We start from the raw sequence: 18614 nt of genomic DNA, 5'->3' as shown, positions 1-18614 counted from the left end.
GCGGGCTCGGTACACACATAACGAAGTGTCAGGTTTCGACTCTGTAACCCCTTTCAGGCCAACAAACGCTGGATATGTTCGTGCAACGTATCCAGATCGAACGGTTTGGCCAGGATCGGCGCATTGCGCGTGATCGGGCTGTTGCAGTCGAGAATTTCCTGGGGATAGCCACTGATGAAGATCACCTTGAGTTCCGGTCGCAACTTGATCGCGGGCTCGGCGATTTGCACCCCGGAAATGCCCCCAGGCAGCCGGTAATCGGTGACCATCAGGTCCAGGTGGGGTTTGCTGGCAAGGATTTCGAAGGCCTGTTCGCCATCTATCGCCTTTAAAACCCGATACCCCAGGCCTGCCAGGTATTCACCCAGCACAAACATAATTGATTCGTCGTCTTCAACGATCAGTACGACATCTTGTGCATCTTCACTCATGGGAAGCCTTTGCTCGGTCAGTTGCTGCAGTTACGACCATGGGGTCACGCAGAGGTTGCGTTGGATTGCTGAATGATTTCATGCCTCCAGCCCCATCGGCAGGCACACCCGGAACAAGGCACCCTCGCCTATCCGGCTTTCGACCTCAATAGTACCGCCATGGGCGGCGACAATCTGCTCGGAAATAAACAGCCCCAGGCCCAGCCCGGCCACGGCATGTTTGTCGGTGACGCGCTCGAACTGCTGGAAAATGCGCTTCTGGTTGTCCTCACTGATGCCGATTCCACGATCGCGCACCTCCACCCGCGCCTCGCCATGCTCGGCGTACACCCGCACATCCACCGGGCTCTTGGCCCCGTAGCGCAAGGCGTTGGTCAGCAGGTTCGACACCACCTGTTCGATCCTGAACTCGTCCCAGTGGCCCTCCACCGGTTGCTCGGCGTGCAGTTGGATCGAAGAGTCGGCCGCTGCCACCTGTGGGGCGAAGTTTTCCAGGAGGTTGCGCACCAGTTGCGTCAGGTCAAACCGCGCCGGGCGAATCGACAACTTGCCGGTGCGAATGCGTGAGACATCGAGCATGTCTTCGATCAGGCGGATCAGGCTCTGGATCTGCCGTTCGTCGCGGTCGACCATGGCATGCATCTTGTCCAGGGTGAACGCACTGGCGTTGTTGCGCGCCAGATGCATCTTGCGCAGTTGGGTTTCCAGAATCAGGCCATTGAGGGGCGTACGCACTTCGTGGGCCACGATAGACATGAAGTCATCGCGCATCCGCACCGCCTGCTCCAATTGCTCCTGGGTGGCCTGCAAGCGCGTCAGCAGGGCTTCCTGTTCGCGGCGGCTGTGCTCCAGGGCTTCGACCTGCAGCTTCATGGCCTTGCTCTGGCGATACAGCTCGACGAACACGTTGACCTTGCTCTTGACCGCGTGAATATCCAGCGGCTTGTGCAGGAAATCCACTGCGCCGCTCTCGTAGCCCTTGAAGGCGTAGTTGAGCTCACGCCCGGCGGCGCTGACAAACACAATGGGAATGTTCTTGGTTTTTTCCGTGCCGCGCATCATCTCGGCCAGCTCGAAGCCGTTCATACCGGGCATCTGCACATCGAGAATAGCCATGGCGAACTCGTGCTCAAGCAGCAGCGACAAGGCCTCGTCGGCACTCAAGGCCTTGTAGACCTGGCGGTCCTCGCGCTTGATCAGCGCTTCAAGGGCCAGCAGGTTTTCCGGCAGATCGTCGACGATCAGCAGTTTGGCCTGGACAGTAGTTAACATGGGGAAGATTCCAGGGAAGCCAGCAAATCGCCAATGCGGCTCAAGGTGAGAATATAGTCAGGTGTATGCAGCGCCAGGGCCGCCTTGGGCATCACGTCCACCCGCGCCTCCAAAGGGTCCTGGACAACCGTGATGCCGCCCAGCTGCTTGACCTGGGCCAAGCCGCGCCCGCCATCCTGGTTGGCGCCGGTCAGCAGGATCGCCAGCAAATTCGGGCCATAGGCGTCAGCAGCCGATTCAAACAGAAAATCAATGGCCGGGCGCGAGTGATGGACGCGGTCCTCCTGGCTCAATGACAGGCTGCGGTCATGCTCCACCGACAAATGATAGCCAGGCCCGGCAAAATACAGGGTGCCGGGCTGGATCATTTCCTTGTCCCGCGCCTCTACCACCGGTATGTGCAGGCGCCGGTCAAACACTTCGGCCAACTGGCTGCGGCGCTCATCCGGCAGGTGCAGCACAGCGATGATCGGCAGGCTGAACCCCGGCGCCAAGGCAGCAAAAATGCTCAACAACGCCTCGACCCCACCCGCGGATGCGCCGACGACAATGGCTTGGACGCCCGACACAGACGCCGGGCTGGCAGCAGCTTCATTCATGATTTGCGGTAGATCCGTTCTTGCTTGACCAAGGGTTCGAACTGCTTGCTGTAGGCGGAAAAATCCAGGGTTTCCTTGCTGCCCAGCACCAGGAAGCCGCGATGGCACAGCGACTCATGAAACAATCCAAACGCCCGGTCTTGCAACTTTTTATTGAAATAAATCAGAACGTTACGACATGAAATCAATTGTGTTTCGGAGAACACACTGTCGGTCGCCAGGCTATGGTCGGCAAACGTCACGTTTTCCCGCAGCGTCTTGTCAAAGATCGCGTAATCGTAGGCCGCCGTGTAGTAGTCGGCAAACGATTGAGTGCCACCGGCCTGCTGGTAATTGTGGGTGTAGGCACGCACGCTCTCCAGGGAAAAGATCCCTTGCTTGGCCTTTTCCAGGGAGTTGGGGTTGATATCCGTGGCATAGATGATCGTGCGTTCGAGCAAACCCTCCTCGCGCAGGAGGATGGCCATGGAATACACCTCCTCCCCAGTGCTGCACCCGGCGATCCAGATCTTGATCGACGGGTAGGTCTTGAGCAGCGGCACCACTTCCTGGCGTATCGCCAGAAAGTGCGAGGGGTCGCGAAACATCTCGCTGACCGGGATGGTCAGGAACTGCAGCAATTGCATGAACGCCGTGGGATCGTGAAGCACCCGCTCCTGCAAGGCCGAGATCGTCTTGCAGTCGAACTGGCGCAACGCATGCGCCACACGCCGCTTGACCGAAGCCCCGGAGTAATCACGAAAGTCATAGCTGTACTTGAGGTAGATCGCCTCGATCAACAAGCGCAGTTCAATATCAGTACTTCGATCCACTTAAATGCGTTCCATCTTCGGCAGCCAAACACGGATCAGCGAAAACAACCGATCCAAGTCAATGGGCTTGGCCAGATAATCGTTGGACCCGGCCGCAAGACAGCGCTCCTGGTCGTCCTTCATGGCCTTGGCCGTCACCGCAATGATCGGCAGCTTGCGCCAGCGCGGATCCTGGCGGATCAACGCAGTGGCCTCGTAGCCATCCATCTCCGGCATCATCACGTCCATCAGTACCAGGTCGATGTCCTCGACCTCATTGAGTTTCTCGATGGCTTCACGGCCGTTACGGCCAATCACCACAACCGCCCCCTTGTGCTCCAGGGCACTGGTAAGGGCAAAGATGTTGCGTACATCGTCATCCACCAGCAACACCTTGCGCCCTTCGAAGACCTTGTCGCGGCTGCGGGCGGTCTTGAGCATCTTCTGCCGTTCCTGGGACAACTGGGATTCGACTTTGTGCAAAAAGAGTGTCACTTCGTCCAGCAACCGTTCAGGTGAGCGGGCACCCTTGATGATGATCGAGCGCGAATACTTGCGCAGTTCCGCCTCTTCATCCCGGGTGAGGTTGCGCCCGGTGTAGACAATCACTGGCGGGAACGAACAGATATCCTCGGTGGCCATGCGCTTGAGCAACTCGTTGCCAAGCATGTCCGGCAACTTGAGATCGATGATCATGCAGTCATATACCGTGCTGCGCAGCAGGTCCAGGGCCTCCTGGGCGAAACCGACGGCGGTGATTTCGATGTCTTCGTCGCCGATCAGGCGGGCAATGCTGTCGCGCTGCAAGTCATCGTCTTCCACCAGCAGGATGCGCTTGACCTTCTGCGTCAGCTTGGCCTCCAGGCGCGCAAACACGTCCTTGAGCTCTTCGCGGGTGGTGGGTTTGACGGCATAGCCGATGGCGCCCATGTGCATGGCGGCTTCGACGCGGTCTTCGACAGAAATCACATGCACCGGGATATGCCGGGTCTCGGCGTGCTCCTTGAGGCGCTGCAGCACGGTGAGCCCGGAGTGGTCCGGCAGGCGCATATCCAGCAGGATCGCGTCGGGCAGGTACTGTTCGGCCAAGGTGTAGCCCTCGTCCGCGCCATGGGCCACCAGGCAGTGATAGCCCAGTTCGTGGGCCAGGTCGAAGAGGATCCGTGCAAAGTTCGGCTCGTCTTCCACCACCAGGATGCAGCGGGTGGTAAACGGGGCTTGCTCGCGGTCGTCGGCAAAGCGCGGGATCAACGCTTCGTCGGCCATGCGCAACGGCGACACCTTGATGGGCGCTACGGGTGCCGGGGCAATCATCGCGACCTGTGGGCGCTCGATGGCGGGCGCGTCTTCATCGCGTTCAACGTACTGTTCCGGCAGCACCAGGGTAAAGATACTGCCCTGGCCCGGCTCACTGGTGACATTGATATAGCCCCCCAGCAGGGTGGCCAGGTCGCGGGAAATGGACAGCCCCAGACCGGTACCGCCGTAACGGCGGTTGGTGGTGCCATCGGCCTGGCGGAAGGCTTCGAAGATGCTTTGCTGCTGGTCCGGGGCAATACCGATCCCCGAGTCACGCACGGTAAAGGCAATGCCCTCCCCCGGCTGACGGGAAATGGTCAGGCTGACCTGGCCTTTCTCGGTGAACTTGACGGCATTGGACAGCAGGTTCTTGAGGATCTGCTCCAGACGCTGGCGGTCGGTGAACAACATCAGCGGCGCACCGGGCTGCACCTCTATCTGGAAGCCCAGCTTGCGGTCACTGGCCAACGGCTCGAACATGCCGCGCAGGCCCTCTGCCAGGCGCGCCACACTGGTGTTCTCGGGACGCATATCGAGCTTGCCGGCCTCGACCTTGGCAATGTCCAGGATGTCATTGATCAGGTTGAGCAGATCGTTGCCTGCCGAGTAGATCGACTCGGCGAACTTGACCTGTTCGGCGCTGAGGTTTTCCTCGGAGTTTTCTGCCAGCAGCTTGGCCAGGATCAGCGAGCTGTTGAGGGGCGTGCGCAACTCGTGGGACATGTTGGCGAGGAACTCGGACTTGTACTTGCTGGAGCGCTCCAACTCATCGGCACGATCCTCCAACTCGACCTGCACGCGATTGAGCTCGATGTTCTTGCGGTCCATGGCATCGCGCTGGTCGGCGAGGATCTGGCTCTGCTCGGCCAATTGCTCGTTGGTCTGCTCCAACTCGGCCTGCTGGGTCTCCAGGTGGGCCTGGGACTCCTTGAGGATGCGCGACTGCTCTTCCAGCTCCTCGTTGGCGGTCTTGAGTTCTTCCTGCTGCACTTGCAGCTCTTCATTGAGCTGCTGGGTCTCGGCCAGCACTTCCTGCAAACGCTGGCGGTAGCGCGCCGCTTCGATAGAAGTGCCGATATTGCCGGCGATCAGCTCCAGCAGCTCCACATCGCGCTCTTCCAGAGGACGCAGGAAGCCCAGTTCGATGACCCCGTTGACCCGATCATCATCGCTGGTCGGCACCACCAGCACGCTGCGCGGTGCACCATCACCCAGGCCGGAGCTGACCTTGAAGTAGTCCACCGACACATCGTCCAGGCGAATCAAACGGTGTTGCTGGGCGGCCTGGCCGACAATGCCCTCGTCACGGTAAATCGCCTGCTCCTGCTGCTCCTGCTCCCGCGAGAAGCCATACGCAGCCACGCGCTTGAGGCCGCCGTGTTCCTCCCGCACATACAGTGCAGCCACCACCGAGCCCATGTATTGGGCGCAGAATTGCAGAATATTGCGCCCCAGCAGGTTCAACGTCAGTTGGCCCAACACCTGTTCAGCCAGTTCAGTCTGGCCGTTGCGCAGCCACGCTTGCTGTTCCAGGCGTTTGGCAATCTTCAGTTGCGAGGCCAGGTTGGCGCTGTAACTGTCTGAAAGGGCTAATAGATTCTTCCTCCCGACATACGCCAAAAAGCCGCTCAGGCCCAGCACGAACAGCAAGTAGATCACCACGCTAAACACCGTGGTGCGGGTCACTTCTGCGTTGCGATCAAGGCGGAACTGCTGCTCCATGGCAATCGCGGCCTCGTACTCCTTGCGAATTTCGTCGGTCAGGCGCTTGCCACGCCCGGCCTTCACCGCGCCGCGGTAATCGCCCTCTTGCCGTTGCATCTCAATCATCGTCTGGGCGTAGTTGTTCCACTCCAGTTGCAGCGACTCCAGGCGCTTGAGTCGGTCCACTTGCTGGGGGTTATCGGCGACCAGGACCTGCAGATTGCGCAGGTCGGAAATGATCCGGGGCTTGGCCACTTCGTAGGGGTCGAGGAAATGCTCGTCGCCGGTAATCAGGAAACCGCGCATGCCGGTTTCCTGGTCGACCGTCAGTTTGGCGGTTTCATTGAGGTTGTTGATCACCCGGTCCGTGTGCTCCACCCACTGGATCACCGACAACAGATAAGTGATCAGGCACACAAAGAACACCGCACTGAGAACCCCCACACCCAGTGGCAATGCCACGTTGCGGCTCAGGAGTTTGCGGAAGCTGTTTTCATCGACTGACGAAGCGGGAGTCATGGGCGTGCCTTGGCCAAGTGCGGAAAAACCGGAAGTTTGCCCCAAACTCGACGACGACGGCTATGTTTATGCCGTATTTCAACGACACACCCAGGACATCAAGCCTGATTATCGGCACAATGCGCGCCCCGTCTGGGGAACTTGCCGGGATCGCCGCGACTCATTAGAAGATGGTCGTTCAACTGTTCAAGACCTGCACCTCAACCATCTGGGAACCCTCACTATGACCGCTGCCTCTACCATCCTTGTAGTCGAAGACGACGCCATCGTGCGCATGCTGATCGTCGATGTACTCGAAGAACTGGAGTTCAAGGTGCTTGAGGCTGAAGACGGCGAAACGGCGCTGGGACTTATAGAAGATGGCGCCAATGTGATCGACCTGATGATGACCGACTTTGGCTTGCCGGGCATAACTGGCAAGGAACTGGCGCAACAGACCCGCACATTGCGCCCGGCCCTGCCCATCTTGCTTGCCAGCGGCTATGCCGAAAACATCGAGTTGCCCCCGGGCGTGCAGATGATTGCCAAGCCGTTCTCCATCGATCAACTGCGCGATAAAGTCAAAGGCATGTTAGCTACCCCTTTGTAGGAACTGGCGTGCCAGCTCCTACATGTGGGATGGGTTATTTGTTTTTGAGCTTGACGTACGACTGATGCAAGTCCGCCGCCCAGCCATCCATCACACCCTTCACATCCGCTGCGGTCATGACTTGGGTGTCGTTTTCCAGGGGTTTGCCGGTGCCTTTGCGCACGACCTGGGCAATCACACGGCCACTGTCGCCATCGAGAAACTGTGCCTCGGTGCCCAGGGTGGTTTCCTGGTCGCGAATCCCGGTGCCGGTGCTGACCGCTGCCGCCACCAGGGCCACCGGAATGAATTCGTAGGGCTTGAGGCCTTCAGTCTTGCGACTGACCGCCGTGATCGCCGCCCGCACCACAATCACCCCAGGGCCCGGGCCGTTGGCCAGTGGCAGTGACTTGACCAGCTCACGCTTGAGTGCCTGGTTGTAATACTCGTTGATGCTGCGCAACGTGGCGTCGGGGATTTGCGCCGTGGCCTGGGGCTTGGGGAAGAATTGAGTGGGCTCGATATACACCGAGGTATAGCGGTTCAGATTCAACTTGGGATCGACCCAGCGCATCACCTCTGCGCCAGACGGCGACTTGGCTTCGCGCAATTGGCTGTAGTCCGAGAGAAAGCCCGAGTATTCGTCCGGCTGGGGGACTTTACTCGCACACCCGGTCACCCCGAGTGAGGCAATACATAGTGTGCTGATCATTAGCCCTAGCTTCATGGTGCGACTCCTTGGTGTTTATCGTCGAAACGTGAAGTTACAGGTATAGCCAACTCTTGGAAAATAACCTGCCTTCAGCCCCCAAGTGCGGGTTAGTTCGCAGCTTCGATTTGCCCCGCAGTTGGGCGCTCCTGCTCAACATCAACGCCGGCGAAACAGCGGCCGCGGCTCAATCACCGAGCGGCCATAGCTCACACTCATGCCCGCCAGCCCCTTGAGCGCGTCAGCCGCCGATTTGTCCTCACGCACGGCAAACCCATCAAACCCGCACTGGCGCATATGGCTGAGCTGATCGCGCAGCACATCCCCCACCGCCCGCAACTCGCCGTGCCAGCCCATGCGCGTGCGCAGCAGGTAGGCCTGGCTGTAGGCGCGACCATCGCGAAAGCTGGGGAAATCCAGGGCAATCAGCGGCAATACCTCCAACCACGGCTGCAAGTGTTCCACTTCATCATCCGGGCCGAGCCACACTGCGTCGTGCGGCGGGTCTGGTGCAATGCGCCGGCTCAGCCACAGGGCCAATGGCAGGATCAGGGCGCCCTCGGGCAGCGGTGCTTCGGCGTCGCGCACCAACGTCCAGGGGTCATCGAGTTTGATTGCGGCCACCCCCTGTTCCAGGCTCAACAGATTGTTCATGCCGGTTGCACCATGGCGCCATACACCCGCTCCTTGAACGGTTCCAGGCCGATACGTTGCACAGTGTCGATAAAGGGTTCGTCGCTTTCCCGGTAGCGAACGTAGGTGGCGATCAGGCGTGAAATCACATCAGGCACTTGTGCAGCGCTGAACGCTGGACCTATCACCTTGCCCAACGCGCTGGCCTTGCCCTGGGCGCCCCCCAGGGTGATCTGGTACCACTCGCTGCCATTTTTATCGACACCCAGAATGCCGATATTGCCGATGTGGTGATGCCCGCAGGCATTGATGCAGCCGGAGATATTCAGGCTGATATCACCCAGGTCATGCAGGTAGTCAAGGTTGTCGAAGCGCTGCTGGATCGCCTGGGCGATGGGGATCGACTTGGCATTGGCCAACGCACAGAAGTCGCCCCCAGGGCAGGCGATGATATCGGTCAGCAAGCCGACATTGGCACTGCCCAAACCCTGCGCACAGGCCAGGGACCACAAGGCATGCAGCCGCGCCTTGGGCACATCCGGCAGCACGATATTCTGTTCATGGGCGATGCGGATTTCGCCAAAGCCGAACTGCTCGGCCCACTGGGCCACCGCATCCATCTGCGCGGCGGTCACGTCGCCAGGCGGCGCGGCAATTCCAGGTTTGGTGGACAGCACCACACTGCTATAGCCCGGCACTTTGTGGGGCTGCACATTACGCGTCACCCAACGTGCGAACGCCGGGCTGTCAGCCATCTGCGTGCCATAGTCCAGGTCGGTATCGGGCAGTGCCTGATAGGGCGGTGGCACAAAGGCTGCGGCCACGCGCTGGTACTCGTGCGTGGTCAGTTGCGCCGGGCCGTCGCGCAGGTGCTGCCACTCCTCTTCCACTTCCCGGGAAAACGCCTCGATGCCCAGGGCCTTGACCAGGATCTTGATCCGCGCCTTGTACTTGTTATCGCGTCGGCCATGGCGGTTATACACCCGCAGCACCGCCTCGACATAAGACAGCAGGTGCTGCCAGGGCAAGCCATCGCGAATCTGCAACCCGAGGATCGGCGTGCGCCCAAGGCCACCGCCTACCAGCACGCGCAACAGCATCTGGCCGTCGGTATCCGGATAAAGATAGAGACCGATGTCATGCATCATGATCGCCGCCCGGTCCTGGTGTGCCGAACAGATGGCGATCTTGAACTTGCGCGGCAAGAACAGGAATTCGGGGTTGATGGTCGACCATTGCCGCAGGATTTCCGCGAGCGGGCGCGGGTCCAGCAGCTCGTCGGCGGCCACCCCGGCAAAGGCTTCGGTGGTGATGTTGCGCACGCAATTGCCGGAAGTCTGGATCGCATGCATGTCGACTTCGGCCAGGCGCTGCAGGATGTCGGGCACCTGCTGTAGCTCGATCCAGTTGAACTGCATGTTCTGGCGCGTGGTGAAGTGGCCGTAGCCGCGATCGTAATCCCGGGCAATGCTCGCCAGGGTGCGCAGCTGCTGTGCACCGAGGGTGCCGTAGGGAATCGCCACACGCAGCATGTACGCATGTTTTTGCAGGTACAGGCCGTTTTGCAGGCGCAGCGGCAGGAACTCTTCTTCGCTCAAGTCGCCAGCGATAAACCGTTCGACCTGATCACGGAATTGCGCCACACGCTCGAATACCAGCGCCCGGTCGTACTCATCGTACCGATACATCTCGCTACCTCATCATGGCTGACCGCGCTCGACGGCAGCGGCTTCTATGGGGGCGACTATGCACCTACAGCTCAAGACGTCACAGATTCAGCTAAAAACTAAAAAACCATATCAGCCATGGAATACCCCATGTTTTCAGGGATGGATTCTGATCCGTATTAATGTAGTTTTTCTGAGCCTGTTTTGTTTTTCATGGATTTCCTACAGTGCCCGGGACTTGAAACCGTGGAAGACTGACCATGAGCACAGCATCAACCGGGCAGGCCTATAACTATAAGGTTGTCCGTCAATTCGTCATCGCTACCGTGGTATGGGGCGTTATCGGCATGGCCATGGGGGTGTGGATCGCCTCGCAACTGGTGTGGCCGGACATGAACCTGGACCTGCCCTGGACCACGTTCGGCCGGTTGCGACCGCTGCACACCAGCCTGGTGATTTTCGGCTTTGCCGGCAGCGCGCAATTTGCCGCCAGTTACTACGCGGTACAGCGCACCTGCCAGGTGCGCCTGTACTCCGATTGGCTCGCCGCCTTCACGTTCTGGGGTTGGCAGTCGGTGATTGTGATCATGCTGGTCACCCTGCCCCTGGGCTACACCACCACCAAGGAATACGCCGAGATCGAGTTCTCCGGTGCGGTGTGGATGACCGTGGTGTGGGTGGCCTATGCGATTGTGTTCTTCACCACCGTGGTACAGCGCAAGACCCAGCATATCTATGTCGGCAACTGGTTCTTCGGCGCGTTTATCGTGGTGATCGCCATGCTGCACGTGGTCAACCACCTGTCGATCCCGGTGGACTGGTTCAAGTCCTATCCGGTGTATTCCGGCGCCACCGACGCCATGGTGCAGTGGTGGTACGGGCATAACGCGGTAGGGTTCTTCCTGACCACCGGGTTCCTGGGGATGATGTATTACTTCGTGCCCAAGCAGGTCGGGCGGCCGGTGTATTCCTATCGCCTGTCCATCGTGCACTTCTGGGCGTTGATCACCCTGTATATCTGGGCCGGCCCCCACCACCTGCACTACACCGCGCTGCCAGACTGGGCGCAGTCGCTGGGCATGGCCATGTCGCTGATCCTGCTGGCACCCAGCTGGGGCGGGATGATCAACGGCATGATGACCCTCTCGGGCGCGTGGCATAAATTGCGCACCGACCCGATCCTGCGGTTCTTGGTGTTGTCGCTGGCGTTCTACGGCATGTCGACCTTCGAAGGGCCGATGATGGCGATCAAGACGGTCAACGCCCTGTCCCACTACACCGACTGGACCATCGGCCACGTACACGCCGGCGCCCTGGGCTGGGTGGCGATGATCACCTTTGGCTCGCTGTACCACATGATCCCCAAAGTCTTCGGCCGCGAGCAGATGTACAGCGTGCCGCTGATCAACCTGCACTTCTGGCTGGCCACCATCGGCACGGTGCTGTACATCGCCTCGATGTGGGTCAACGGCATCACTCAAGGCCTGATGTGGCGGGCGGTCAACGACGATGGCACCCTCACCTACTCCTTCGTCGAAGCGTTGCAGGCCAGCCACCCGGGGTTTGTCGTACGGTTTGCCGGGGGCGTGTTCTTCCTCGGCGGCATGTTGCTGATGGCCTACAACACCTGGCGCACCGTGCGCGTCGCGGACTTGAAGGTGGCGCACCGTGATGCGCAGATCGCCTGATGTGGGAGATCATCCTCAACCTGGCGGCGGTCATCTGCCTATATGGCACCGTGGAATATTGCCTTCGGGACCAGTCGGGGGAAGCCTTGGATGAGGCCAGTCTGATTCCGTTTGCCGACGACCCGGAAGTGGCACGCCGGGTGGAATTGGCGACGGGCAAGCAGGTCAAGGCGGTGGCGCCTGAAGAGGCCAAGCCGGGTTGGGGCAACGTAGAGGTCTGAAGGCCTGAAGGCCTGTTGAGCTTTGTGTGGGAGCGGGCTTGTGTGGGAGCGGGCTTGCCCGCGATGACGGTGTGTCAGTCAAGTATTCCTAACCTGACACACCGCCTTCGCGGGCAAGCCCGCTCCCACATAAAGCCCCTCCCCAGCGTCCAGATTTACTTGGGATCAGCCGCGTTCGCGAGGAATCAGGCTCTGCAACTGCAAGGCCAGGAAATTGGCATCGAAGGTGAACGTATCCGGGTCTTTCAAGCCATTGGTTTTTTTCCATAGCCAGTCGTCAGACCCCGGCAGCAGCACGAGGGAAATGCTGCCGTAGCGGGCCGCCGTCAGCCCAATGACCGACAACGAAATCAAGCCACCCGCCCCCATCACATCCGGTACGAACTCCACCGGCTTGCCAGCAATATGAATGGTCAACTTCTCAGTCTTGAACGTCGAAGTCTCCACCGGCACGCTCGGCCCGGACGCCACATAGGCCTCACGCTGCACCTGCAGTAAACCGTCGCTCTTGACCGGCGCCAGCCATTGCTCGATATGACCGTACAGCTCGGTGATTTTCTGGGTCCAGTGGGCTGACTGCACCTCGAACTGTTGGCGCTTGTGCGCTTCGCTGTCGGCGTAATGACGAAGCATCTCGCCCAGTTGCTGTACATCGTCCATTGCGGTGTTCCTCGGGGACTGCAAACAACGATCATGGCAGATGCAGCCACCGCGCGTATGACTAACGCTCGCGGGTTGAGTAAGGTGTGGCTTTCGCCCAACAACTTGGAGAGTTTCGCATGCGCACCATCGGCCTTATCGGCGGCATGAGCTGGGAGTCCAGCGCCGAGTACTACCGGATCATCAACCAGCAGGTCCGCGACCGATTGGGGCCATTGCGCTCGGCACAAATGCTGCTGTACAGCGTCGACTTCGGTCCGGTGGAACAAGCCCAGCACGCCGGGCGCTGGGATAACGCCGCGCTAATCCTGCAAGACGCCGCACGTCGCCTGCAAGCGGGTGGCGCCGACTGCATCGTGCTGTGTACCAACACCATGCATTTGGTCGCACCGCAAATCGAAGCGGCCGTGTCGGTGCCGTTCCTGCACATCGCCGATGCGGCGGGCGCGGCGGCGGTCAAGGCCAATACCCTGACCGTCGGCCTGCTGGGCACGGCGTTTACCATGGAACAGGACTTTCTCAAGGCGCGCCTGGCGGCCCAGGGCTTGAACGTACTGGTGCCCGACGCGCAAGAACGCCGCGCCGTGCACCGGATCATCTACGAAGAGTTGTGCGTCGGGGTCATCAGCGAGGCGTCACGCCAGGTTTACCAACAGGCCATCGGGAACCTCGCGGCCCGTGGCGCCCAGGCAATTATCCTGGGGTGTACCGAGATTGGCCTGTTGATCAAGCCCGAGCACAGCGACCTGCCCTTGCTCGACACCACCGAGCTGCATGCGCAGGCTGCGGTGGCGTTTGCCCTGGAGGATCAGGCGGTTTGACGCAAGCGGGCCATGCTCAGGGCATCGACCCATACGCCGTCACGCACGGCGTAATCGCGCAAACGGCCTTCGGTCTCGAAACCGAACTTGCGGTACAGCGCCTGGGCCGGCTCATTGTCGACATACACCGTCAGCTCCACCCGGTGCAGGTTCATCCAGTTGTCAGCCACCTCCAGCGCCGCACCCAATAACTGGCTGCCCACCCCCTGGCCCTGCCAGGCCACTGCCACCCCCATGCCGATGCTGCCGACATGGCTCTGGCGACTGCGCGCATATTGCTCCAGGGTGCAACTGCCAATCACCTCGCCTGCGTGCACCGCCACCAGCCTGAGCAGTCGCTCATTGGTATCGGCCAGGCGCTTGCGCCAGATTTCCAGTGACTGGAAAGGCATCTGCAGCACCTGACGGCACACGGCCGGGTCGTTGTAGAGCGCGTGCATGCCTTCGAGATGGCTTTCGGCAAAGCGCTGGATCACGATCTTGCTGTCAGGTACAGGCATTGTGTTTCATCCTTTGAAAGACAAGTGGCCGATCAGTGTAGGGGGCAGCGACAAGCGCTGTCATCCGCGACTGCGTTGTGCACCCAGCCGCCACACCCGTGCAATATCCGCCGCCCGTTCACGCAACAGCCTCGGCGCTTCGCTGCAGGCCTGCTCCAGGCTCATCGGCCCACCTGGCAAGGCGAACGCGGCGTCGACGCCATGGGCGTACATCTGCTCGTAGCCCTCGCCCAGCGTCCCGGCGATCACAATCACGGGAACGCCGTGCTGCTTGGCCACCCGTGCCACGCCAAACGGGGTTTTGCCGCGCAGGGTCTGGGCGTCGAAGCGGCCTTCGCCGGTGATGACCAGGTCGGCGCCGCGTACCGCATCTTCCAGGCCCACCAATTCGGCGACCACGTCCACACCTGCGCGAAACTGCGCACCGAGGAAGGCTTTGGCAGCAAAGCCCAGCCCCCCCGCGGCACCGCTGCCCGGCTCTTCGCGCACGTCCCGGGGCAACACCTCGGCGCAGTGGTCGGCGAAGTGTCCCAGGGCCTGGTCCAGTTGCTCGACATGGCGTGCAGTGGCGCCTTTTTGCGGGCCGAAAATCGCCGAGGCGCCGTGGGGGCCGCACAAGGGGTTGTTGACGTCAGCGGCGATCTCGAAGCGCACCTGGGCCAGCCGCGAATCCATCGATTCAAGATTGATGCGAGCCAACTGCGCCAGGGCCAGGCCGCCGCGCGCCAGCGTTGCGCCTTGGGCGTCGAGCAGTTGCACGCCAAGGGCCTGCATGGCACCGGCGCCGCCGTCATTGGTGGCGCTGCCGCCAATCGCCAGGATGATCCGCTGGGCCCCGGCATCCAGGGCGGCGCGGATCAGCTCACCAGTGCCGAAGGTGCTGCTGGAACAGGCATCGCGCTGCCCCGGCGGGACCAGTTGCAAGCCGCTGGCTTCAGCCATCTCGATGATTGCCGTGGCACTCTCGGCCAACCAGCCCCAGCGGGCCTCAACGGTCCCGCCCAACGGGCCTTGCACGGTGCAACTGCGCAATTGGCCATGGCAGGCGGCGAGTACCGACTCCACCGTGCCCTCACCACCGTCCGCCATCGGGCACTTGATCAGCTCGGCATCGGGCCAGACCTGGGCCAACCCTTGGGCAATGGCCTGGGCTACGCCTTCGGCACTCAGGCTGTCCTTGAACGAGTCGGGGGCGATGATGACTTTCATGGGCTTTCTCCGGTTTTTATGACACCCATGCTGCCAGCTGGCACCGGCAATGACGCCTGTCCGATGCACAAGCGTGGCTGGGGTTTATTGTTCATTTGGACAAAACCTGCACAAACCATGGCTAACCTTTGGCCAGTAAGCTTACCTGTGGCCAGGGGGCTTGCTTGTGGCGAGCGGGCTTGCCCCGCGCTGGGCTGCGTAGCAGCCCCAATAAGCCCACCGAGTTTTACCAGGTAGTCCGAGGGTGCAGGGTTTGGGGCTGCTGCGCAGCCCAGCGCGGGGCAAGCCCGCTCGCCACAGACAAGCCACAGCCATATCCATAGCCATATCCATAGCCGCAGCCCAGGATCAGAGGTGCGGGCCTTGGGGCAGCAGTTGCACCCCAAGGTACAGTGCAAGCATGCCATCCAGGGTCAAGGGGTCGACACCACTCAACTCGGCAATGCGTTCCATGCGGTAGCGCAGGCTGTTGCGGTGGATGCCCAAGGCGTCGGCGCAGGCCTGGCTTTGTCCGTCGTGCTCGCACCAACTGCGCAGCGTGGCCTGCAACTGGCCGTTGCTGTCCTTGGCCAGGACCTTGCGCAACGGGTTGAGTAACTCGTCCAGCGCATCGTCGTTGCGATGACGCCAGAGCATCACTGGCAACCGGTAGCGATTGAGGGTCAGCAGGCGCGACTGGGGTAGCACGTCGCGGCCATAGGCGAGCAAGTCCGCCACGCGACGATAACAGCGGCGCAAGCCCGTCAATCCATCGGCCTGACCACCCACGGCTACCCGCAAGACGTTCCAGCCCGAGGCATCGAGCTTTTCCAGCAGGCGCGGGTTGTCGATCGGCACCGTCGCAGGGCGACACCACAGCAACGAAAACTGCGCGGAGCTGACGCACCAGCTGTCCGGGTAACGCGATGCCAGCCAGGCCGCCAGGGTTTCGGCGCTCTGGCCGGGGCCCAGTTCAAACAGATAGGGGGTGCGCGGCAACTGCGGCTTGAGCCCCAGTTGCTGGGCCTCATCCACCAGGCGCGGTGATTCGCCACTGTCGGCCAGCAGCAACGCCAGCAGATCATCACAGCGTTGGCGCCGCCACTGTTGCTCGGCCTGTTGATGGCGTTGGCTGACCAGCATTTCGGCGGTCATGCGCACCAGCTCCGCATAGGTGCGCAGCAGCTGCGGTTCACCACTGATGCCCAGCACTCCGATCAGGCGCTGGTCATGCAGCAACGGCAGGTTGATCCCCGGCGCCACGCCCTTGAGATGCTTGGCGGTCTGGCTGTCGATTTCCACCACGCGACCGTTGGCCAACACCAATTGCGCGCCTTCATGGCGGGTATTGATCCGCTCCGGCTCGCCGCTGCCGAGGATCAGGCCCTGGCTGTCCATGACGTTGACGTTATAGGGCAAAATGGCCATCGTGCGATTGACGATATCCTGCGCCAGGTCATGATCGAGTTCGAACATGGGGCTAAATTCCTTGAAAGCGCTGCATTAAGCGATTGTTCAAAGGCACAGCGCAATGGATCGATCGCTGTGCGGGGGCACAAAGACACGGCACCGTCCCGTGACCGAGACTCTTGGGGCGATCAACGTTACCCTCGCATCGCGAAAAATCATAATAAAGAGAGAACGCCATGTCACAGAGCGCCGCCGCTACCCAGGCCAACGATGACGACAAAAACGCCGTCTACAAGCGCATCACCCTGCGCCTGATCCCCTTCATTTTCATCTGCTATCTGTTCAACTACCTTGACCGCGTCAACGTCGGCTTTGCCAAGCTGCAGATGCTCGACGCCTTGAAGTTCAGCGAGACCGTGTACGGCCTCGGTGCCGGGATTTTCTTTATCGGCTACGTGCTGTGCGGCGTACCCAGCAACCTGGCGCTGACCAAGTTCGGGCCACGGCGCTGGATTGCGCTGATGATGATCACCTGGGGCACCCTGTCCACCTGCCTGTTGTTTGTCACCACACCGACGCACTTCTACACCTTGCGCCTGTTTACCGGTGCCGCCGAAGCGGGCTTCTTCCCGGGGGTGGTGCTGTACCTCTCGCAGTGGTTCCCGACCTTCCGCCGTGGGCGGATCATGGCACTGTTCATGTCGGCGATCCCGGTGTCGGGCCTGCTCGGCAGCCCGTTCTCCGGCTGGATCCTCAACCACTTCGCGGCCGGCCAGGGTGGCCTCGCGGGCTGGCAGTGGATGTTCCTGCTGCAAGGTGTGCCGACGGTCATCCTCGGTGCCCTCGCCTACTTCCTGCTCAGCGACAGTTTTGCCAATGCCAAGTGGCTGACCGCCCATGAGCGCGCGGTGCTCGAGGCCGACCAGGCCACCGACCTGGCCAACAAGCCCAAGACCACCACAGATTCGCTGCTGGAAGTGTTCAAGAACCCGGCGATCTGGGCGTTTGGCCTGATCTACTTCTGCATTCAGAGCGGCGTGTACGCCATCAACTTCTGGCTGCCGTCGATCATCAAGAACATGGGCTTTAGCGATAACCTGGTAATTGGCTGGCTCAGTGCGATTCCCTACCTGCTGGCGGCGGTGTTCATGCTGGTAGTGGGCCGCTCTGCCGACCTGCGCAAGGAGCGACGTTGGCATTTGGTGGTGCCGATGCTGATGGGCGCTGTCGGCCTGATCATCGCAGTAAACTTCGCCACCACCCCGGCCATTGCCATCCTCGGCCTGACCATCGCCACCATGGGCGCCCTCACCGGCCTGCCGATGTTCTGGCCGGTGCCCACCGCCATGCTCAGCGCCGGCGCAGCAGCGGGAGGCCTGGCGTTGATCAACTCCATGGGCCAGATGGCGGGCTTCCTGAGCCCGTATGTGGTGGGTTTTGTGAAGGATGCCACCGGATCAACCGACCTGGCGTTGTACTTGCTGGCAGCGGTGATTGTCGCGGGTAGCGTGCTGGCGTTGCGCATGACCCGTACCCTGAAGGCCTGACACGCTCAAAAACATGTAGGAGCCGCTTTTTGTGGGAGCGGGCTTGCTCGCGAAGGCGGTGGATCAGTCAACCTATGTATTGACTGAGACACCGCTTTCGCGAGCAAGCCCGCTCCCACATTTGGTTCGGTGTTTACAGCAGGCCGCCGCTGTCGAGGCCGGTGATATCTGTGCCGAGTTGCTCGGCGAATGATCTAACCTCATAACCAAAACCGCTCTAGTACGGGCTCCTCAGTACTGTTCAAAATCGAACAGTGGTTCAACACAGGTGTCGTTTTTTGGCATAAGCGAACCGCTGATTAAAACCAAATACCCCACAAAAACCCGCTTTGGCTCTTGGCATGCTTTCTGCTCTATCCCTGCCAGAGATTGACTATACGAATAGAA

General features: G+C 60.7%; 17 protein-coding genes. 5 read left to right on the top strand and 12 right to left on the bottom strand.

Annotated elements, in window-relative coordinates:
* Window positions 1–53: 53 nt before the first annotated feature.
* The 5 genes from GDV60_RS12500 to GDV60_RS12480 form a co-directional block, all read right to left on the bottom strand.
* Window positions 54–431: a response regulator gene (locus tag GDV60_RS12500; RefSeq protein ID WP_029290496.1), complete on the bottom strand. Its 378-nt coding sequence runs from the start codon at window positions 429–431 to the stop codon at window positions 54–56.
* A gap of 78 nt (window positions 432–509) precedes the next feature.
* The gene (locus GDV60_RS12495; protein ID WP_029290494.1) at window positions 510–1703 is read right to left on the bottom strand and encodes a hybrid sensor histidine kinase/response regulator; all 1194 of its coding nucleotides are present in this window, start codon (window positions 1701–1703) and stop codon (window positions 510–512) included.
* Complete coding sequence (locus tag GDV60_RS12490) at window positions 1697–2302, bottom strand: chemotaxis protein CheB (protein ID WP_029290492.1); 606 nt, start codon at window positions 2300–2302, stop codon at window positions 1697–1699. Before GDV60_RS12490 ends, GDV60_RS12495 begins: the two co-directional genes overlap by 7 nt.
* Complete coding sequence (locus GDV60_RS12485) at window positions 2299–3114, bottom strand: protein-glutamate O-methyltransferase CheR (protein WP_029290490.1); 816 nt, start codon at window positions 3112–3114, stop codon at window positions 2299–2301. Before GDV60_RS12485 ends, GDV60_RS12490 begins: the two co-directional genes overlap by 4 nt.
* The gene (locus GDV60_RS12480; RefSeq protein ID WP_159907399.1) at window positions 3115–6615 is read right to left on the bottom strand and encodes a response regulator; all 3501 of its coding nucleotides are present in this window, start codon (window positions 6613–6615) and stop codon (window positions 3115–3117) included.
* Between the two features lie 223 nt (window positions 6616–6838).
* Between GDV60_RS12480 and GDV60_RS12475 the strand changes: the two genes are divergently transcribed.
* A complete protein-coding gene (locus GDV60_RS12475; RefSeq protein ID WP_070996270.1) occupies window positions 6839–7204 on the top strand; it encodes a response regulator in 366 nt (121 codons plus the stop codon).
* A gap of 34 nt (window positions 7205–7238) precedes the next feature.
* On the opposite strand, the gene GDV60_RS12470 is transcribed toward GDV60_RS12475, so the two are convergent.
* From GDV60_RS12470 to GDV60_RS12460, 3 genes are all read right to left on the bottom strand, one after another.
* Entirely contained in the window at window positions 7239–7910 is a 672-nt protein-coding gene (locus GDV60_RS12470) for a DUF3313 domain-containing protein (protein WP_104912252.1), read from the bottom strand.
* A gap of 141 nt (window positions 7911–8051) precedes the next feature.
* Window positions 8052–8546, bottom strand: a complete 495-nt coding sequence (locus GDV60_RS12465; RefSeq protein ID WP_104912251.1) for a DUF934 domain-containing protein — start codon at window positions 8544–8546, stop codon at window positions 8052–8054.
* Window positions 8543–10213, bottom strand: coding sequence for a nitrite/sulfite reductase (locus tag GDV60_RS12460; RefSeq protein WP_029294719.1), 1671 nt, complete (start codon window positions 10211–10213; stop codon window positions 8543–8545). The genes GDV60_RS12465 and GDV60_RS12460 overlap by 4 nt, the downstream gene beginning before the upstream one ends.
* Before the next feature lie 239 nt (window positions 10214–10452).
* On the opposite strand from GDV60_RS12460, the gene ccoN reads away from it, so the two are divergent.
* Together ccoN and GDV60_RS12450 are read left to right on the top strand one after the other, a co-directional pair.
* Window positions 10453–11880 carry a cytochrome-c oxidase, cbb3-type subunit I gene (gene ccoN, locus GDV60_RS12455; RefSeq protein WP_029294717.1) on the top strand — a complete coding sequence of 476 codons (1428 nt, stop codon included), beginning with the start codon at window positions 10453–10455 and terminating at the stop codon, window positions 11878–11880.
* Complete coding sequence (locus tag GDV60_RS12450; RefSeq protein ID WP_029294716.1) at window positions 11880–12101, top strand: hypothetical protein; 222 nt, start codon at window positions 11880–11882, stop codon at window positions 12099–12101. The genes ccoN and GDV60_RS12450 overlap by 1 nt, the downstream gene beginning before the upstream one ends.
* A gap of 165 nt (window positions 12102–12266) precedes the next feature.
* Here the strand turns inward: GDV60_RS12450 and GDV60_RS12445 are convergent, their stop codons facing one another.
* On the bottom strand, window positions 12267–12761 hold the full coding sequence (locus tag GDV60_RS12445; RefSeq protein ID WP_029294714.1) for a hypothetical protein: 495 nt from the start codon (window positions 12759–12761) through the stop codon (window positions 12267–12269).
* 119 nt (window positions 12762–12880) lie between these two features.
* Here GDV60_RS12445 and GDV60_RS12440 point away from each other — a divergent pair, with 119 nt between their 5' ends.
* The gene (locus tag GDV60_RS12440) at window positions 12881–13582 is read left to right on the top strand and encodes an aspartate/glutamate racemase family protein (RefSeq protein ID WP_159907397.1); all 702 of its coding nucleotides are present in this window, start codon (window positions 12881–12883) and stop codon (window positions 13580–13582) included.
* On the opposite strand, the gene GDV60_RS12435 is transcribed toward GDV60_RS12440, so the two are convergent.
* From GDV60_RS12435 to GDV60_RS12425, 3 genes are all read right to left on the bottom strand, one after another.
* Window positions 13570–14082 (bottom strand): GNAT family N-acetyltransferase, encoded by a 513-nt coding sequence (locus GDV60_RS12435; protein ID WP_159907395.1) that lies wholly within the window; start codon window positions 14080–14082, stop codon window positions 13570–13572. The genes GDV60_RS12440 and GDV60_RS12435 overlap by 13 nt on opposite strands.
* A 60-nt stretch (window positions 14083–14142) precedes the next feature.
* Complete coding sequence (locus GDV60_RS12430) at window positions 14143–15291, bottom strand: glycerate kinase (RefSeq protein ID WP_159907393.1); 1149 nt, start codon at window positions 15289–15291, stop codon at window positions 14143–14145.
* Between the two features lie 348 nt (window positions 15292–15639).
* Window positions 15640–16746 (bottom strand): sugar diacid recognition domain-containing protein, encoded by a 1107-nt coding sequence (locus tag GDV60_RS12425; RefSeq protein ID WP_159907391.1) that lies wholly within the window; start codon window positions 16744–16746, stop codon window positions 15640–15642.
* Between the two features lie 170 nt (window positions 16747–16916).
* Between GDV60_RS12425 and GDV60_RS12420 the strand changes: the two genes are divergently transcribed.
* A complete protein-coding gene (locus GDV60_RS12420; RefSeq protein ID WP_029294704.1) occupies window positions 16917–18227 on the top strand; it encodes an MFS transporter in 1311 nt (436 codons plus the stop codon).
* The last annotated feature ends 387 nt before the right edge of the window (window positions 18228–18614 follow it).

The sequence above is a fragment of the Pseudomonas sp. DTU12.1 genome, assembly GCF_009873475.1.
Classification (GTDB): Bacteria; Pseudomonadota; Gammaproteobacteria; order Pseudomonadales; family Pseudomonadaceae; genus Aquipseudomonas; species Aquipseudomonas proteolytica.
Note: the sequence above shows the minus strand (reverse complement) of the source record. Positions and strands in the feature narration are given on the sequence as shown.

Excerpts from the sequence above, each read along its gene's own strand:
- GDV60_RS12500 (WP_029290496.1), bottom strand. The coding sequence starts at position 431 with ATGAGTGAAGATGCACAAGATGTCGTACTGATCGTTGAAGACGACGAA.
- GDV60_RS12495 (WP_029290494.1), bottom strand. The coding sequence starts at position 1,703 with ATGTTAACTACTGTCCAGGCCAAACTGCTGATCGTCGACGATCTGCCG.
- GDV60_RS12490 (WP_029290492.1), bottom strand. The coding sequence starts at position 2,302 with ATGAATGAAGCTGCTGCCAGCCCGGCGTCTGTGTCGGGCGTCCAAGCC.
- GDV60_RS12480 (WP_159907399.1), bottom strand. The coding sequence starts at position 6,615 with ATGACTCCCGCTTCGTCAGTCGATGAAAACAGCTTCCGCAAACTCCTG.
- GDV60_RS12475 (WP_070996270.1), top strand. The coding sequence starts at position 6,839 with ATGACCGCTGCCTCTACCATCCTTGTAGTCGAAGACGACGCCATCGTG.
- GDV60_RS12470 (WP_104912252.1), bottom strand. The coding sequence starts at position 7,910 with ATGAAGCTAGGGCTAATGATCAGCACACTATGTATTGCCTCACTCGGG.
- GDV60_RS12465 (WP_104912251.1), bottom strand. The coding sequence starts at position 8,546 with ATGAACAATCTGTTGAGCCTGGAACAGGGGGTGGCCGCAATCAAACTC.
- GDV60_RS12460 (WP_029294719.1), bottom strand. The coding sequence starts at position 10,213 with ATGTATCGGTACGATGAGTACGACCGGGCGCTGGTATTCGAGCGTGTG.
- ccoN (WP_029294717.1), top strand. The coding sequence starts at position 10,453 with ATGAGCACAGCATCAACCGGGCAGGCCTATAACTATAAGGTTGTCCGT.
- GDV60_RS12450 (WP_029294716.1), top strand. The coding sequence starts at position 11,880 with ATGTGGGAGATCATCCTCAACCTGGCGGCGGTCATCTGCCTATATGGC.
- GDV60_RS12445 (WP_029294714.1), bottom strand. The coding sequence starts at position 12,761 with ATGGACGATGTACAGCAACTGGGCGAGATGCTTCGTCATTACGCCGAC.
- GDV60_RS12440 (WP_159907397.1), top strand. The coding sequence starts at position 12,881 with ATGCGCACCATCGGCCTTATCGGCGGCATGAGCTGGGAGTCCAGCGCC.
- GDV60_RS12435 (WP_159907395.1), bottom strand. The coding sequence starts at position 14,082 with ATGCCTGTACCTGACAGCAAGATCGTGATCCAGCGCTTTGCCGAAAGC.
- GDV60_RS12430 (WP_159907393.1), bottom strand. The coding sequence starts at position 15,291 with ATGAAAGTCATCATCGCCCCCGACTCGTTCAAGGACAGCCTGAGTGCC.
- GDV60_RS12425 (WP_159907391.1), bottom strand. The coding sequence starts at position 16,746 with ATGTTCGAACTCGATCATGACCTGGCGCAGGATATCGTCAATCGCACG.
- GDV60_RS12420 (WP_029294704.1), top strand. The coding sequence starts at position 16,917 with ATGTCACAGAGCGCCGCCGCTACCCAGGCCAACGATGACGACAAAAAC.